The sequence below is a fragment of the Sunxiuqinia indica genome, from assembly GCF_009847015.1.
GTDB classification, from domain to species: Bacteria; Bacteroidota; Bacteroidia; order Bacteroidales; family Prolixibacteraceae; genus Sunxiuqinia; species Sunxiuqinia indica.
Window position 1 is genome coordinate 310,803 of the sequence record NZ_WVEM01000004.1, and the last position, 16,489, is coordinate 327,291.

The 16,489-nt window shown below is 40.1% G+C and carries 14 protein-coding genes; 7 read left to right on the forward strand and 7 right to left on the reverse strand.

The features are described 5' to 3' along the window. Positions 1-18 precede the first annotated feature (18 nt). The 3 genes from ruvC to GR929_RS08365 all read right to left on the reverse strand — a co-directional run bounded on the left by ruvC (position 19) and on the right by GR929_RS08365 (position 3,873). Positions 19-573, reverse strand: a complete 555-nt coding sequence (gene ruvC / locus GR929_RS08355; RefSeq protein WP_159518691.1) for a crossover junction endodeoxyribonuclease RuvC — start codon at positions 571-573, stop codon at positions 19-21. After that, positions 573-1,871 carry a S41 family peptidase gene (locus tag GR929_RS08360; protein ID WP_159518693.1) on the reverse strand — a complete coding sequence of 433 codons (1,299 nt, stop codon included), beginning with the start codon at positions 1,869-1,871 and terminating at the stop codon, positions 573-575. Before GR929_RS08360 ends, ruvC begins: the two co-directional genes overlap by 1 nt. A 118-nt stretch (positions 1,872-1,989) precedes the next feature. Beyond that, positions 1,990-3,873, reverse strand: coding sequence for a tetratricopeptide repeat protein (locus GR929_RS08365; protein ID WP_159518695.1), 1,884 nt, complete (start codon positions 3,871-3,873; stop codon positions 1,990-1,992). Between the two features lie 179 nt (positions 3,874-4,052). Here GR929_RS08365 and lipA point away from each other — a divergent pair, with 179 nt between their 5' ends. From lipA to GR929_RS08385, 4 genes are all read left to right on the forward strand, one after another. Continuing rightward, positions 4,053-4,916 carry a lipoyl synthase gene (lipA, locus tag GR929_RS08370; RefSeq protein ID WP_159518697.1) on the forward strand — a complete coding sequence of 288 codons (864 nt, stop codon included), beginning with the start codon at positions 4,053-4,055 and terminating at the stop codon, positions 4,914-4,916. Positions 4,917-4,995: 79 nt separating this feature from the next. Continuing rightward, complete coding sequence (gene lipB / locus GR929_RS08375; RefSeq protein ID WP_159518699.1) at positions 4,996-5,664, forward strand: lipoyl(octanoyl) transferase LipB; 669 nt, start codon at positions 4,996-4,998, stop codon at positions 5,662-5,664. A 73-nt stretch (positions 5,665-5,737) separates the two neighbouring features. Then, positions 5,738-6,400, forward strand: a complete 663-nt coding sequence (locus tag GR929_RS08380; RefSeq protein WP_159518701.1) for a class I SAM-dependent methyltransferase — start codon at positions 5,738-5,740, stop codon at positions 6,398-6,400. Continuing rightward, on the forward strand, positions 6,385-6,630 hold the full coding sequence (locus GR929_RS08385) for a thiamine-binding protein (protein WP_159518703.1): 246 nt from the start codon (positions 6,385-6,387) through the stop codon (positions 6,628-6,630). Before GR929_RS08380 ends, GR929_RS08385 begins: the two co-directional genes overlap by 16 nt. An 88-nt stretch (positions 6,631-6,718) precedes the next feature. Here GR929_RS08385 and lpxA read toward each other — a convergent pair whose 3' ends face one another. Genes lpxA through GR929_RS08405 form a run of 4 tightly spaced genes read right to left on the reverse strand, consistent with a single transcriptional unit; the run spans position 6,719 to position 11,271 of the window. Next, complete coding sequence (gene lpxA, locus GR929_RS08390) at positions 6,719-7,501, reverse strand: acyl-ACP--UDP-N-acetylglucosamine O-acyltransferase (protein ID WP_159518705.1); 783 nt, start codon at positions 7,499-7,501, stop codon at positions 6,719-6,721. Between the two features lie 25 nt (positions 7,502-7,526). Then, positions 7,527-8,915, reverse strand: coding sequence for a bifunctional UDP-3-O-[3-hydroxymyristoyl] N-acetylglucosamine deacetylase/3-hydroxyacyl-ACP dehydratase (locus tag GR929_RS08395; protein ID WP_159518707.1), 1,389 nt, complete (start codon positions 8,913-8,915; stop codon positions 7,527-7,529). 21 nt (positions 8,916-8,936) lie between these two features. After that, positions 8,937-9,983: a UDP-3-O-(3-hydroxymyristoyl)glucosamine N-acyltransferase gene (gene lpxD / locus GR929_RS08400; protein ID WP_159518709.1), complete on the reverse strand. Its 1,047-nt coding sequence runs from the start codon at positions 9,981-9,983 to the stop codon at positions 8,937-8,939. A gap of 37 nt (positions 9,984-10,020) precedes the next feature. Beyond that, positions 10,021-11,271 carry an HD domain-containing protein gene (locus GR929_RS08405; protein ID WP_159518710.1) on the reverse strand — a complete coding sequence of 417 codons (1,251 nt, stop codon included), beginning with the start codon at positions 11,269-11,271 and terminating at the stop codon, positions 10,021-10,023. 229 nt (positions 11,272-11,500) lie between these two features. Between GR929_RS08405 and rimP the strand changes: the two genes are divergently transcribed. From rimP to infB, 3 genes are all read left to right on the forward strand, one after another. Next, positions 11,501-11,962: a ribosome assembly cofactor RimP gene (gene rimP / locus GR929_RS08410; RefSeq protein WP_159518712.1), complete on the forward strand. Its 462-nt coding sequence runs from the start codon at positions 11,501-11,503 to the stop codon at positions 11,960-11,962. Between the two features lie 12 nt (positions 11,963-11,974). Continuing rightward, positions 11,975-13,210, forward strand: a complete 1,236-nt coding sequence (gene nusA, locus GR929_RS08415; RefSeq protein ID WP_159518714.1) for a transcription termination factor NusA — start codon at positions 11,975-11,977, stop codon at positions 13,208-13,210. Positions 13,211-13,321: 111 nt separating this feature from the next. Then, a complete protein-coding gene (gene infB, locus GR929_RS08420) occupies positions 13,322-16,333 on the forward strand; it encodes a translation initiation factor IF-2 (protein WP_159518716.1) in 3,012 nt (1,003 codons plus the stop codon). The last annotated feature ends 156 nt before the right edge of the window (positions 16,334-16,489 follow it).

Consider the following 16,489-nt stretch of genomic DNA (forward strand, 5'->3'; position numbering starts at 1 on the left):
TCTAATCGCCAAGAACCGCTATTTCACTCTTCCCGGGTTTTTCTTTACAAAGTCACCCCATCCTTTATAGGACTTTCCTTTTAGCGGACTTTTCAATTGCAGGTAATGGCAAACAGCAACGGCCAGCGCGTCGGTGGCGTCCAGTTCCTTGGGAAGCTCATCATCGTTAAACATGTTTTGTAAGAAAAAAGCGACTTGCTCTTTTGCTGCCCGCCCCATTCCTGTTATCGCCTGTTTAACACGCAGTGGAGCATATTCAAAAACCGGAATATCTCTTTCCAGCGCAATGCCCATGACAATTCCCTGAGCACGCCCCAGCTTCAACATCGCCTGTATATCTTTCCCAAAAAATGGAGATTCAATAGCTAACTCATCAGGCAAATATTCATCAATTAAATGCTGAGTGCGCACAAAAATGTGTTTCAACCGTAAGTAATGGTCTTTATACTTTCCGGTTTTTACAACCCCCGTGTGTAGAATCTTTGGCTTATTGTCAACGATTTCAATCAAGGCATACCCCATCACAATGGTGCCCGGATCAATTCCTAATATACGCTGCGAGGTAACTGCCATTAATACGCTCCTGTAATTTCCTGTAAGCCACGTTTCAAGGGTAGTGATCGTGGTTTCAGTTTTGCGGACTTCATGACAACAACATCGTTACCTTCAATAATATTAAGTGCTTGCTTCAAACAAGCTTCTTCAGGATCGCCCCATGCATGGTAAATATCATCGACTTCGGGATAATCTACCGGAATTCCACCAAAATAATGTCCGTTTTCATTGGCATTTACAATCTGGAAAGTAACCGGAGCAAGAGCCAAATTATAATCTTCGGACGCAAACACTTGCATTCCAACCGGTTTCCCATGGGTTTTTTCACCCACCAAAACAACCTCTTTATACGGGAACATTGAATTGATGACAAACTCGCTAGCAGATGCAGAGCTTTCGGTTGTTATAAAAAACAACCGATCAAGATTCACTGAACGAGCATCTGCCTCCAGCACTCTATAGGTAACATTTTCATCAGTATGATTCTGATTATAAATAAAAGACGCTAGAGGCTTATTTAAAATATCATTCCCTCCAACTAGTGTAGCTAACTGATATGCGATATAAAAACTCCCTCCCCCATTGTATCTCAGGTCGATAACCAGCTCATTAATATTCTGTTCTTTAAAATAAGTAAAAGTCTCGATCAGTTCAGCCTTCGAAGGATCTAAAAAACTTTCGAATACCAGGTAACCAACTTTTGCACTCTCGGTTTCTATAACGCTGGTATGCAAAACAGTATTCATATTGTAATCGGTTCGTGTCATTGTGCTGGAAACAGTATCTCCCATCAAATCAACAAAAGTAAATTTCACAGGACTATCGGTATCAAATGCGCCAAGGATATCCGGCAAATCAGTAACGGCAGTATCATTAATTTTATGGATTTCCCAACCACGGTCGACTCCAGCCAGGCCCATTGGTGCATTCTTGTAGGTAAATCGAACCATCAGCTTGTTATCCGGATCTAATGACATACCTACACCATACCCTTTAGTTTCCGCCTCTTCATATAACGCCAGGTAAGCATCTAAGTCAGTAACAAAACTCCAACGATCAACCTCATCATACCTTAGCGCATCAAGTAGTTCCTCATTTGAAGAATAGGTATTTGGATCAAGTTCCGGCACTTCATCAAGCCAAAAATAATGGTCGTTAAAAACATCATAAATATAGGTTAGGCTATTTTCTACAACAACTTCTTCTTCAATTATCTCATCTTCCGGTATCACTTCATCCTTGGAACAGGAGATACCAAAAAAGAGTACCCCCAAGAGCAATAAGTGAATAAGCTTTTCAAGTTTATTTATTTTCATTTAGTACAACTCCTATCACGTTATATTGAATACTTTAGAATTGATGCCATTCAGTTTTCAATTAATTTTTAAAATTATAAAAATCCACGTACCAAATTGATTCATCGCGAATTTAACTTCAGTTGATTTCAGGTTCAAACGGCAAAGGTGCTTCCTGCTCTACAGGAACTTCGCCACGCAACCGACGATATCTACTCCTTGCTTCCTCCACATAGATACTTCCGGGGTATCGAGTCAATATCTCTTTAAACAGTTCGGCGGCCTCTTCTTTTTTATTCAGCTGAGTTTCATAAATCTCACCCAGCAAAAACATGGCATCATCTCCCAGAAGATCATATGCAAATTCATTTTTTATTTTCATTAAAAAACCAACAGACCGATTATACTCTCCCTGCTTGATTAAAGTTTTTGCTTTTCTGAAATAAACATCATCCAACAAACTATTGTAGCTGTATTTACTTTCAATTGAATCTAGCGTAACCCACGCTAACGAATCCTGGTTACGGAAGCTATACAGATCAGCTTTGGCAAACAATTCCATGGCGGCAGTTGTGGTATCTAACGCGATATTATTGCTGATAAAAACAGATAGTTCCAGAGCATCATTAGCGATCAATTTGGAGGTACTGGCTTTCAACACATCCAATTGAGCCTGTGCCCAGCTTAAGTTTCCCATAAAATAACCTAATCTGGCCTTTTTGAGTTTAACTTCGTCTCCCAGAGGATTATTTTTATTGGCATCGATAATCTGTGAATATAACAAAATAGCTTCCCACAAATCATCTTTCAGCACATGAATATCTGCCAACTCATTTTTTAGCTGATCCCGGTTCAAGACGCTTAAACCGCCGAGTTTCATTTGTCGCTCAACTAATTCTGTCGCTTCTTCAATCCGATTCTGATAAAACGCTAAAAAATGGGCATAATCAATTACCAAAGGCGTTGTTTCGGTGGTAAATCCAATGACTTTAAATGTTTCTTCAAATTGGTCTTTCAATACTTCTGAATGACGATATTCCTTTGGTTGATCGACAAATTGGCGATACAGCATTTGCATTTTCCCACTGTATGCCTCCTGATAAAATTCCCCTTCTGTTCCTTTTTCAATAAGATAATTATAAGCTCTGATTGCTTCATCAACACCGTCATTACCTGCTGCAACACGAGCCAAATTAGCGATTTGTCCATCGCCTTCCCCTATTCTTTTATCTAAGGCAATCGATTGACGCAAAGCTTGCGAGAAACGCTTTTCCTGCACGAATAACCAGATCAGCAGATGATTGTATGCAATCACATTTGGGTTTTGCTGAATACGCCGAAGTAGTGCGGTTCGGAATTCATCGCGCAAGGAATTGTCGACATCCATTCGAAAAGCTGTCAGCATACTACTTTGAACCCGAACTAAGTTTGTTTCATCATCTTTCAACAATTCCAGGTACTCCTGAAACATCAACTCATAGTTGCGCTGATAGAGATAAACTCGTGCCAACTCGTAATGAAAAGCTTCGTTATTCAACTTATTTCGTCCCAACTGATAAGTCTGCTGGGCATATTCATACTCCCGCCGACTTAAAAAAGCATTGGCCAACTGGATGTAATCGGTTTTGTTATTCGAAACAAGCTGAATTGCTTGATCAAATTTTTCGGTAGCTGCTTCCAGCAAGTTTTGTTGTTTCAGTAAATAACCCCACTGCACATATAAATACGGATCGTTATTTCGCTTTCGCAATTGTTTTTCAATATCCGTTTCGGCTTGTTCAAAATCGCCCATTTCAATCAAGCAGTTCAGGTACAAATTGAAATAATGCTGACTGCCTGAGCTGCCATAGATTTCCTGATAAAGCACAGCAGCTTTTTCAAAATCCCGGCTCCTGTAATATTGATTTGCCAATTGCATCTTATTGGCATCCATCTTTATCTGCTGACCAAAGCCAGTGAATGGCATTATCAGCGCAGCCAAGATACCAATAAATAACAGTCGTCTTTTTATCTGTTTTTGCATAGTCTACAAAAATAACAAACGCTGGATGAGAAAAGATGAAAGAATCAAAAAATTTGTTCTGAAGTCGATGTCTATTTTAATGCCACCATAAAAAAAAAGGGCAAGTCCACAGAGTTTGTTCAGATATCATTTCTCAGGAAGTTGGATTTGACTAATTTTATGGCAAAATTCCAAGAATCATGAGAGAAGCCCATTCGAGCCAACAGCGCTTGCCACGATGGATGAAAATGAAACTCCCAAAAGGCGAAAGTTATTCCAAGGTGAAAAACCTGGTTAACAAGCATGAATTACACACGATTTGCACGAGCGGTAATTGTCCTAATATTGGTGAATGCTGGAATCGGGGAACGGCAACCTTTATGATTTTGGGAGAAATTTGCACCCGAAATTGCAAGTTTTGCGGAGTAACTAGCGGAAAACCACTTTCGGTTGATCCAAACGAAGCAAAGCGAGTCGCTGAGTCAGTCCGGATTATGCAACTCAAACACGCTGTAATTACCTCTGTTGATCGCGATGATTTACCCGACTTGGGAGCTGAAGCCTGGGCTAACACAATTGCTGAGGTCAAACAATTAAACCCGAACACCAAATTGGAAGTGCTGATTCCTGATTTTCAAGGCAAAACAGAATTAATAAAGCAGGTTGCAAGAGCAAAACCGGAAGTCATTTCGCATAACCTCGAAACAGTAGAACGACTAACACCGAACATTCGCAGCGCAGCAAAATATCGTCGAAGCCTGGAAGTGATCAAGACAATTGCTGAATCAGGAGCTGTTGCAAAATCAGGAATCATGCTCGGACTTGGGGAAACGGAGTCTGAAATCGTTCAAACGATGGATGACTTGCTAAAAGTCGGTTGCAAAGTAATGACCATCGGCCAATACCTGGCACCGACAAAAGCACATATTCCGGTTGTGGAATACATCACCCCCGAACAATTTGAAAAATATCGAACAATTGGATTGGAAAAGGGTTTTTCTTTTGTCGAAAGCAGTCCGTTGGTTCGCTCAAGTTACCGTGCCGAACAACATGCGCTGGCTTAAAGCATAAGTCAAAATATGGGCAAAGCAATGTGCACCTAAACAATTTTGACATTCATTAATTTAGAATTTACAACCGAAGATGGCTGATTTTAATTACGAAGATCTTGGTCGAAAAGACTATAAAGTTTGCTGGGATTATCAGGAAGAAATCCTTGCCGAAGTCCAGGCGGACAAAAAAGCAAAAGATGCCCCAAGTGAAAAAAACCGCTTTTTACTGGTAGAACATCCGCATGTATACACGCTCGGGAAAAGTGGCGACGAGCACAACCTACTGATTCATGACGATTTCATGAAGAAGATTAATGCCACTTATTACAAAATCAACCGAGGGGGAGACATCACGTATCATGGCCCCGGGCAACTGGTTGGCTACCCTATTATTGACTTGGAATATTATAAAATAGGGGTTCGTGAATACATCGAAAAAATGGAAGATGCCATTATTGCCACTTTAGCTCATTACAACCTTACAGGAAGTCGAAAAGAAGGGGCAACCGGTGTTTGGCTGGACGCTGAAATTCCTGCCAAATCACGCAAGATTTGCGCCATTGGAGTTCGTGTTAGCCGATATGTCACCATGCACGGATTTGCCTTAAATGTAAATACCGATATGCGTTATTTCAGCTACATCAACCCTTGTGGATTTATTACTTATGGTGTAACCTCTCTTGAACGCGAGCTTGGCAAGAACATGGACATGCAAGAAGTAAAAGGGGTAATCAAAGCGAAGTTCAATTCAACTTATTAAATTTTTAGGCTCATTGCGATTTGAACTCGTGCTAATTCAAATTCTGAAATCAAAATTCAATTCCCTTGTTTATATGAATATTTTTGAAAAAAAGGAAGTCGCCCAGGAGTATGATTCCTATTACACAACCGAGCAAGGTGAAGAAATTGACGCTCTCGAAAAACAAGCCATTCAAGATTTAATAAACCCCATAATCCCTGGTAAGCTTTTGGAGATAGGCTGTGGAACTGGACACTGGACATCTTTTTTCAGCCAACTGGGGTTTCAGATTACAGCTACTGACATCTCAGAAGCCATGCTGCAACAGATTCGAGCAAAATCGATTCCGAATGTAAAACTATTCAATGCTGATGTTTTACAATTACCTTTTCCTGATAACCATTTTGATCAGGTTGCGGTGATCACGGCATTGGAGTTTTGCGGCGATATTCCTCAGGCTATATCCGAAATTAAACGTGTGCTAAAACCTGACGGATGGTTAATCGCAGGATGTTTGAATGCCGATTCAACCTTAGGTAAAATCAAAAATCAGGATCCGGTTTATAAACACGGGGATTTTATGACCCAATCAATACTTTATAAACAGCTATCATCAATTGGCAAACCGACAATCACTGAAAGTGTTTATCTTTCTTCGAATTTGAAATTACTCGATCAAAGAAACAGTCAACCAACAATAGCAGGTGTATTTATGGCAGCTGTTGTTCAAAAGCAAAAACAATGCACATCACAGTAGAAATAAGTTACTATCCGCTTGTGACCAATTACGACCAACCGGTTTTCGAATTGGTAGAACTACTTAAACAACATGAAAATCTATCGCTTGCAGTGGGAATGATGAGTACTCAGATTGGGGGAAATTACGATGTTGTGATGCCGGTTCTGAACAACTGCATGAAACAACTGATGCAAAAATACCCTTCGGTGTTTAATCTGAAAATTGCAAATGCCTGCGAGGTGAAGTAGCCTGCAAAAAACACAAACTGGCACTGAGAAAATTGCACAAAAAAACCCGGTTAAAACCGGGTTCCCCATATTTTAATTAAAGTGAAAATCAATCGGGGTAATAACCACGAATAATTCCACGTTTCGAGTCTTTTACAAATAACAGAATTTCATCACGTTCAGGAGTTGCCGACATTTCTGCTTCAATGATTTCGACAGCCTGTGCTGTGTTCAATCCTTTCTGATAGATATACCGATAAATTTCCTGTATCTCCCGAATCTTTTCATTATTAAAAGTTCTTCTGCGCAAACCGATTGAGTTAATTCCAACATAGGAAAGAGGCTCGCGTCCCGCTTTTATAAATGGAGGAACATCTTTACGCACCAATGATCCACCAGAGATCATTACATGCGAACCGATGTGACAAAACTGATGAATACCAGACATTCCACCAATAATTGCCCAATCGTCAACAATTACCTCACCGGCCAAAAGCGTGCTATTAACGATAATCACATTATTTCCCACAACACAATCATGAGCAATGTGAACATAGGCCATAATCAAGCAGTTACTACCAACCACAGTCTTTCCTCTGGCTGCTGTTCCTCTGTTGATTGTTACACACTCCCGAATGGTTGTGTTATCTCCAATTTCTACTGTTGTATATTCGCCTTTAAACTTTAAATCCTGAGGAACAGCACCAATAACTGCACCGGGGAAAATTCGACAATTCTTACCAATTCGGGTTCCAGGCATAATGGTTACATTAGAACCAATACGGGTACCTTCCCCAATAATGACATCCTTATCAATGGTAACAAATGGTTCAATCACCACGTTCTCAGCCACCTTTGATTCTGAATGTACGTAAGCTAATGGTTGTTTCATGCTATAATTGTTTTCAATAATTTCTTCAAGCCTTTACTATCTGTGCCATAAAATCGCCTTCAGCAACAATCTTATCACCAATATATGTTGTTCCTTTCATATTGGCAATTCCTCTTCTGATTGGCGAAACTAACTCAACTTTAAATAGAAGTGTATCTCCCGGAACAACTTTCTGCCGAAATTTAACATTATCTACTCGAATAAAGTAGGTTGAGTACTTCTCTTTTTTATCGTGTAAAACGTATAAACCTCCACACTGAGCCATCGCCTCGATCAATAAAACTCCTGGCATTATTGGTTCGTCAGGGAAATGCCCCTGAAAAAAAGGTTCATTAGCCGTTACATTCTTAACTCCTACAATATAATTATCTTTAATTTCTACGATTTTGTCAACCAACAAAAAGGGGAACCGGTGTGGCAAAAATGTTTTGATGTCGTTTACTGACATCAATGGTTTTTGCGAACAGTTGTATCGAGGAATTTCTTTCTCTGCATCAAATTTTCTGATTTCCTTTTTCAGTAGCTTAGCAAATTCGGTATTCACTTTATGCCCGGGTTTTGTAGCAATAATACGGCCTTTAATTCGTCTTCCTGCCAAACTCAAATCGCCAACAATATCCAATAATTTATGGCGGGCACATTCGTTCTCAAACTGAAGATCAAGATTATTTAAAATTCCTTGTTCCTTTTTAACTTCAACATGTTCGTGATTGAATAAATCAGCCAGTCGGTTTAGCTCTTCCTGGCTTATGTCCTTATCCATTATTACAATGGCATTATCCAGGTCGCCACCTTTCACCAAATTATTCTGAAGAAGAAATTCCAATTCGCGAACAAAAACAAATGTACGGCATGCAGCAATTTCAGATTTAAAATCACTCATTTTTTCCAGTACTGCGAATTGATTATTCAACACACTGGAATTGAACGAGATCATCACATTCAAATTATACTCTGAATCCGGAAGGCCAATTATTTCGGCTCCCGTTTCGGGGTCTTTGTAAACGATCTTCTCCGTAATTTCAAAATACTCCCGTTCGGCATTTTGCTCTTCTACTCCGGTCTTTTCAATAGCCTCAACAAAAGGCTTCGAACTACCGTCCAGAATAGGAACTTCCTCATTGTCAATTTCAATCAACACATTATCCAGATCCATTCCTGTAAGTGCAGCCATTGCATGTTCAATGGTGCTCAAACGGGCATCTCCTTTTCCGATAACTGTTCCTCTTGAAGTATCAATCACTAAATTAGCGTCAGCCTCCAGAGTGGGTTGATTTTCAAGATCTACGCGTTGAAATTTAATTCCATGGTTTTCGGGAGCTGGTTTGAAAGTCATATTTACCTGCACTCCCGTATGTAATCCTTTGCCGCTCAATGAAAATTCGCGGGCTAAAGTGTTCTGCTTAATTGTCATTCCCAAGTCGATTTCTTAAACTTAATCTTTGCCTAATTTCGATTTTAGTTCTTTTACTTCCTTTTGCAAATCATTAACCTGATCGCGCAATTGTGGAAGGCGCCTATAAACAACGTAGGTTTTTAAAGCTTTATCATGATCCATCGCCGGTGCACCAAGGACTGTCCGATCGGATTTAATATCGTTAGAAACACCAGCCATAGCTCCTATTTTTACATTATCTCCAATGGTCAAATGGCCTGCAATTCCGACCTGACCTCCAAACATGCAATTTTTCCCAATTTTCGTTGAGCCTGCGATTCCAACAAGTGCTGCGATTACCGTATTTTCACCGATTTCACAATTATGGGCTACCTGAATCAGGTTGTCCAACTTGGTGCCTTGCCGAATAATGGTTGAGCCCATCGTTGAGCAGTCAATTGTTGTGTTTGCTCCAACCTCAACATCATCTTCCAAAATCACATTCCCGACCTGCGGGATCTTTTTGTAAGCTCCATCAGGTGTTGGTGCAAAACCAAATCCATCGGATCCGATTACAGCTCCGGCATGAATAATACAATTGTTACCAATTACAGAGCCATCGTAGATTTTAGCTCCGGCATAAATAATGGTATTATTTCCAACGGTAACATCAGAACCAATGTATACTTGCGGGTAAATTTTGACGTTATTTCCGAGTGTGGAGTTCTTTCCCAGATACGCAAATGCTCCGAAGAAAATATCCTCTCCAACCTTCGAAGAATCATCCATAAATGACGGCTGTTCAATACCTGTTTTCATTTTCTTCGCTTGCTCGTATAAATCAAGCAAAGAGGCAAATGCCTGGTAAGGATCTTCCACTCGAATCAGTGTTGTCTTAACGTCTTGCTCGGGCTTAAAACTGGTATTAACCAAGACAATAGAAGCCTTGGTTTCATATATATAACGTTCGTATTTCGGATTTGCCAAAAAAGCCAGTGTTCCCGCTTTTCCATCCTCAATTTTCGAAACATTGTTTACGCTAACATTCTCATCACCTTCAATCGTTCCGTTCAGAAACTCAGCGATGTTTTGTGCTTTAAATTCCATAATTTATTTCTTGCAGCGGTGCAAAAATAGGTTTAAATTAATTAATGTCCAATTCTTTCGGATAACAGACAAAATATTTACGAACCATGTGCGACAAAGTCGATAAATTGATATCTGACGCCTCGTTTATTTCCTTCACTTTCCCACTCTTCATTAAAATATTAATCTTGTCACCTTCTGAAGCATAAACGCTATTGGTAATCGAGTCATGAATAAGGAAATAATCTAACTCATCGTCAGCCACCCCCCATCGCTGTTGAATCTGACTTTTGATCTTCTCAATCTTTCCAGGAGCAAAAGGCGAGTTTTTAACTTTTATGCGAAAAAGCTTACGGTTGATGACTGCACCCGCCAAATAGGCCAATATTTTATCCTCGTGATTTTGCCACTGTTTCATGGCCGAAATCAAATCACTGTCATCCAATTCTACGAAAAGTTCTAACAGATTCTTCTTCTCATCAACCGACTGATTCACAAAACAGTCAATGGTAACCCGCTTTTCCAAAAATACTTTTAGCCCCGGCGTAGCAAACAAATCGTGTCCACCCATCACAAGCTCTTTTGCACGCTGAAGTACTTTCACCAGCATGTGCTCGGCCGACAAAACCGTTTTATGCAAGTAAACCTGCCAGTACATTAACCTTCGGGCAATCAGAAATTTTTCTATCGAATAGATTCCTTTGTACTCAACCACCAAACTGTCGTTGCGCACATTCAGCATTTTTATAATGCGATCTGAGCCAATGACCCCTTCTGTTACTCCTGAGAAAAAGCTATCTCGTCTCAAATAGTCTAACCGATCCATATCCAATTGACTGGCTACCAACTGGTGCAAAAACCTCTTTTCGTATTCATTTTTAAATATTCGAATAGCCAGATCCAATCTCCCGCCAAACTGCCGATTTAACTCTTCCATCATCAAAAGAGAGATCATCTCATGTGAAATCCCATCAACCAAGGAATGTTCCAGTGCATGAGAAAATGGTCCATGCCCGATATCGTGCAACAAAATAGCACAGCTTACCGCCTCGGCCTCCTCTTCTGTAATGTTCACTTTTTTCATTTGAAGGCTGGAGATCGCCAGCTGCATCAAATAATAAGCACCGACAGCATGCTCAAAACGAGTGTGATTAACTCCCGGGAAGACAATATTGGAAAGTCCGAGCTGTTTAATTCGACGCAACCGTTGGAGATAAGGATGCTCAATGAGATCGTAGATGAACTCTGATTGAATGGTGATGAACCCAAAAACCGGATCGTTGATAATCTTTCTCTTATTTGTTTTCAATAGCTATCGGCTGTTTTATTTGAATGTGCGACGGCAAAAATAAGAAACTTTTTTGTTCTCTCTCAATCTACAAATAATCAGCTATTTTAGCAATGTGCCGAAATACTGATGATCATTAACTTTCACATTTTGAGTTTTCGATTCCTTTTGCTAATTTTGCGCTGACAATTGGAAGATCAATACCGTTTGCAGGGGACCCAAAGTCCCCTGTTTTAGTTACTTGAAATTTATGATCGACAGAAACAAAATCGCCCAACTCATTGAAGACGAACTAACTGAAGACCAGTTCATCGTTGAAATTGATGTTACTCCTAGTAATCAGATACAGGTTACATTGGATGGTGAAAATGGGATTACAATTGACCATTGTGTTCAAATTAGTCGGCTGGTTGAAGAAAATCTGGATCGGGAGAAAGAAGATTTTGAACTGCAGGTTTCTTCTTCAGGACTTGGGCAACCTTTAAAAACTCAACGTCAGTTTGTGAAAAACCTGAACCAGGAAATGGAAGTGGTGCTTACAACTGGGGAGAAACTTGAAGGCATTCTAAAAACCGTTGACCAGGATGGATTTGAATTGGAATCGACAAAACGTGAGCGAGTTGAGGGGCATAAGAAAAAGCAACTTATTACCCGAGTTCATCGTATAGCGTTTGACGAAGCGAAAACAGTTAAAAACATAATAAAATTCTAAATCGAGGGCAAGATGGATACAATTAATCTTATCGATACCTTTTCTGAATTTAAAGACCTGAAAAACATTGATCGGGTCACGATGATGAGTGTTCTTGAAGACGTGTTTCGCAATGTTTTGGAAAAAGCATATGGAACCGACGAGAACTTCGACATCATTATAAATATCGACAAGGGCGACTTTGAAATTTGGCGCAACCGTGAGGTTGTTGAAGATAGTGCAATTGAAGATCCAAATCTTCAGATTACACTTACCGAAGCCAAAAAAATTGACACAGACTACGAAGTTGGTGAAGAAGTAACCGACGAAGTAAAATTGCACGATTTTGGAAGAAGGGCAATTCTGAATTTGCGTCAAAACCTAGCCAGTAGAATTCTGGAGTTGGAAAAAGACCACATCTACGGTAAATACAAAAGTAAGATTGGCGACATTGTAACCGGTGAAGTTTATCAGGTTTGGAAAAAAGAGATTCTTGTTTTAGATGATGAAGGCAACGAGCTGATTCTTCCAAAAACAGAACAAATTCCATCGGACTACTTTCGAAAAGGAGATAATTTAAGGGCTGTCGTTTATAAAGTTGAATTAAAAAACAACAACCCACTAATTATTTTATCCCGAACATCTCCAGTATTCCTGGAGCGCTTATTTGAGTTGGAAGTTCCTGAGATTTTTGATGGTTTGATAACGATCAAAAAGATTGTTCGTGTTCCGGGCGAACGTGCGAAAGTGGCTGTTGAGTCATATGACGAACGTGTTGATCCGGTAGGAGCCTGTGTTGGGATGAAAGGATCTCGTATTCATGGCATTGTCCGCGAACTTAAAAATGAAAACATTGACGTGATCAACTATTCAACCAACGTTCAGTTGTTCATCCAAAGATCATTGAATCCGGCTAAAATTTCCTCGATCAAGTTAAACGATGAAGCTAAACGCGCCGACGTATACCTGAAACCAGAAGAAGTTTCGCTGGCTATTGGTAAAGGAGGTTTAAATATTCGTTTAGCGAGCCAACTAACCGGTTACGAAATTGACGTATACCGTGAAATGGCTACCGATGACGAAGATGTCAATCTGGATGAGTTTTCTGATGAGATTGAAGGTTGGATTTTGGATCAGCTAAAATCAATTGGGTGCGATACAGCTAAAAATGTATTGGGATTAAGCCGTGCAGACTTGATCAAACGTACCGACCTGGAAGAGGAGACAATTGATCATGTGTTAAAGATTTTACGCTCTGAATTTGAGTAATTAGAAACAAATAACATCAAACTATTGGGATTTAAATAAATTGGATTTAAAATTGCATAGTTTTTGGGCGTAAGAACTTAAAAAAAAGATATAAAAATAGATAGGGATTATATGGCAATTGGCAAAAAAAGTACGCGACTTAGTAAGGTAGCAAGAGAATTTAATGTGGGAATCAATACAATTGTTGAGTTTTTACATAAAAAGGGATTTGAAATTGACACAAATCCAAACTCTAAAATTTCAGAAGATGCATACCACATGCTCGAAAAAGAGTATAAAAGTGATATCAGTCTGAAAAAAGAGTCAGAAAAAATAAACCTGATGAGTCACCGTCATAAAAATGAATCTATTTCACTCGACAATACTGACGCCTCTACAGAAGAATCAGACACTGAGGATTTCGAGGAAGAAGAGGAAGTGGAAGAAGTTCGTATTAAGAACATGAACGTTCCTAAGAAAGAGGCTCCTAAAACGAAGCCTGAGCCAAAGCCCCAACCAACTGAAGAAAAAGAAGAACTTCCGGAAACGAACAAGCCCAAGGTTGTTGGCAAAATTGATTTAGAAAGTATGAACCCTCCGAAGCGGGAAGGTAAACCTACTGTTATCAAAAAAGGTGACAAGAAAGCAAACGAAGAAAAAGAGCCTAAGCCACAACAGGAAAAGCCAGAGGAAATTGCCACTCCGAAAGCCGAAACAAAAAAGGAAGAGCCAAAGCCAACTCCCGAGAAAGTAGAAGAAAAAATTGAGGATAAAAAAGATGAAGCTGCAGCTCCTAAAGAAGAAGAAGTAGCTCCTAAAAAGGATACCGAAGCACTTGAAACAAATGTCCCTAATAAAAAAGTTGATGAAGTAAAAGTAGTAGGGAAAATCGATCTTTCTTCGATCAACCAAAAAACCCGCCCCACTAAGAAAACGAAAAAACAAAAAGAGGACGAGCGTAAAGAGCGCGAAAAACAAAAACGTCAGGGGCAGCAAGAAAAAGGAAAAGACCACAAAACAAATGTCCAGAAACTTTCGGGCCCGAACGTGGTTGGAAAAATCGACATTAAGAAAAAACCCGTTGCTTCTTCCAGCGACAACAATGCTCAAGCAAACAAGAAAAAACGTCGCCGGATTCAAAAAGACCCCGGTGCCGGACCTCGTATAAATGTTGAAAAACGTGGCCGCGGGCAACAAGCGCCCGGAGGAGCAAAGGGCAAGCGCCGAGTCATCAAAAAAGAGGTTACTGAAGAAGATGTACAAAAGCAAATTAAAGATACGTTAGCGCGTCTTACTTCAGGCAAACAAAAATCAAAAGGTGCAAAATACCGCCGCGATAAACGACAAGCTGCAAGTGATAAAGCAGCTGCTGAAGTCGAAAAGCAAAGTGCGGAAAAAAATATATTAAAAGTTACTGAATTTGTGTCAGTTTCGGAATTGGCAACCATGATGGATGTTACAGTTACCGAAATTATCTCATCATGTATGAGCCTTGGCCTGTTTGTTTCAATCAACCAACGCCTCGATGCAGAGACCATGCAAATTGTAGCAGAAGAATTTGGTTACGACGTTGAGTTTGTCAGTGCCGATATTTTAGACGGTGTTGAAGAGGATGACGAACCGGATGAAGTCCACCCACGTGCTCCAATCGTAACGGTGATGGGACACGTTGACCACGGTAAAACGTCTTTGCTTGACTACATCCGAAATGCCAACGTAATTGCCGGTGAGGCCGGAGGGATTACCCAACACATCGGAGCTTACCACGTAAGTCTGGAAGACGGACGTATGATTACGTTTCTGGATACCCCCGGTCACGAAGCATTTACAGCAATGCGTGCCCGTGGTGCACAGGTTACTGATATTGCAATTATTATTGTTGCAGCTGACGACGATATCATGCCTCAAACAAAAGAGGCTATTAATCACGCGCAAGCAGCAGGCGTTCCTATTGTTTTTGCGATTAATAAAATTGACAAACCAGGATCTAATCCGGAAAAAATAAAAGAAGGACTGGCTAACTTGAACTACCTTGTTGAAGAATGGGGAGGAAAGTATCAAAGTCAGGACATCTCGGCCAAAAACGGTGTTAACATCGACGAGCTTCTTGAGAAAGTACTGCTGGAAGCAGAGATGCTTGAAGTGAAAGGGAATAAAGACAGACGGGCAACCGGAACAATTGTTGAATCATCTCTGGATAAAGGACGTGGATATGTTGCCACCGTGTTGGTTCAGAATGGAACTTTACACCAAGGCGATATTATGCTTGCCGGTCAATATTATGGCCATATAAAAGCCATGTTCAACGAACGAAATCAACGAATCGAAAGTGCAGGTCCTTCGGAGCCGGTAATTATCCTTGGGCTGGATGGAGCTCCACAGGCAGGAGATAAATTCAACGTGTTTGAAAACGAACGTGAAGCCAGACAAATTGCAAACAAACGTGAGCAGTTGGCACGCGAACAAGGATTACGTACACAGAAACACATTACACTTGATGAAATTGGACGACGTATTGCTATTGGAAACTTCCAGGAACTGAACCTGATTGTTAAAGGTGACGTGGATGGATCAATCGAAGCACTGTCTGATTCATTAATTAAGCTATCGACCGAAGAAATTCAAGTGAATGTAATTCATAAAGCGGTTGGTGCCATTTCCGAATCAGATGTTATGCTGGCAACAGCTTCTGATGCAATTGTTGTTGGATTCCAGGTTCGACCTAGTTTGCAAGCTCGTAAGTTAGCTGAAAAAGAAGAAGTCGACATCCGCTTGTATTCAATCATCTACGATGCGATCAACGAAATCAAATCGGCCATGGAAGGAATGCTTTCTCCGGAAATTAAAGAAGAAATTCTGGGAACAGCTGAAATTTTGGAGACTTTCAAGATTACGAAAGTAGGAACGATTGCAGGTTGTATTGTTCGCGATGGAAAATTCATGCGCTCTTCCAGAGTTCGTCTAATTCGTGATGGTATTGTGATTTACACTGGTACTTTAGGATCTCTTAAACGCTTTAAAGACGATGTGAAAGAAGTACAAAAAGGTTACGAATGCGGATTAAACATTGAAGGATATAACGACATTAAAGAAGGTGACATGGTTGAAGCCTTCCATGAAATTGAAGTTGCCAAATCATTGTAGAAAATAATTTAATCTCAAATAACGAAAATCCGGACATTGTGCCGGATTTTTTTTGTGCCTGTTTTCAATCGCCACTGTCGAATACAAAAAGCTTTTTACTCCCGACTAAAAAAAGTCAAATGCAAACCACAAAAAAAATCCCCAAGGAAAAATTCC

Bases quoted from the DNA above. Each gene is read 5' to 3' on its own strand.
- ruvC (WP_159518691.1), bottom strand. From the start codon at position 573: ATGGCAGTTACCTCGCAGCGTATATTAGGAATTGATCCGGGCACCATT.
- GR929_RS08360 (WP_159518693.1), bottom strand. From the start codon at position 1,871: ATGAAAATAAATAAACTTGAAAAGCTTATTCACTTATTGCTCTTGGGG.
- GR929_RS08365 (WP_159518695.1), bottom strand. From the start codon at position 3,873: ATGCAAAAACAGATAAAAAGACGACTGTTATTTATTGGTATCTTGGCT.
- lipA (WP_159518697.1), top strand. From the start codon at position 4,053: ATGAGAGAAGCCCATTCGAGCCAACAGCGCTTGCCACGATGGATGAAA.
- lipB (WP_159518699.1), top strand. From the start codon at position 4,996: ATGGCTGATTTTAATTACGAAGATCTTGGTCGAAAAGACTATAAAGTT.
- GR929_RS08380 (WP_159518701.1), top strand. From the start codon at position 5,738: ATGAATATTTTTGAAAAAAAGGAAGTCGCCCAGGAGTATGATTCCTAT.
- GR929_RS08385 (WP_159518703.1), top strand. From the start codon at position 6,385: ATGCACATCACAGTAGAAATAAGTTACTATCCGCTTGTGACCAATTAC.
- lpxA (WP_159518705.1), bottom strand. From the start codon at position 7,501: ATGAAACAACCATTAGCTTACGTACATTCAGAATCAAAGGTGGCTGAG.
- GR929_RS08395 (WP_159518707.1), bottom strand. From the start codon at position 8,915: ATGACAATTAAGCAGAACACTTTAGCCCGCGAATTTTCATTGAGCGGC.
- lpxD (WP_159518709.1), bottom strand. From the start codon at position 9,983: ATGGAATTTAAAGCACAAAACATCGCTGAGTTTCTGAACGGAACGATT.
- rimP (WP_159518712.1), top strand. From the start codon at position 11,501: ATGATCGACAGAAACAAAATCGCCCAACTCATTGAAGACGAACTAACT.
- nusA (WP_159518714.1), top strand. From the start codon at position 11,975: ATGGATACAATTAATCTTATCGATACCTTTTCTGAATTTAAAGACCTG.
- infB (WP_159518716.1), top strand. From the start codon at position 13,322: ATGGCAATTGGCAAAAAAAGTACGCGACTTAGTAAGGTAGCAAGAGAA.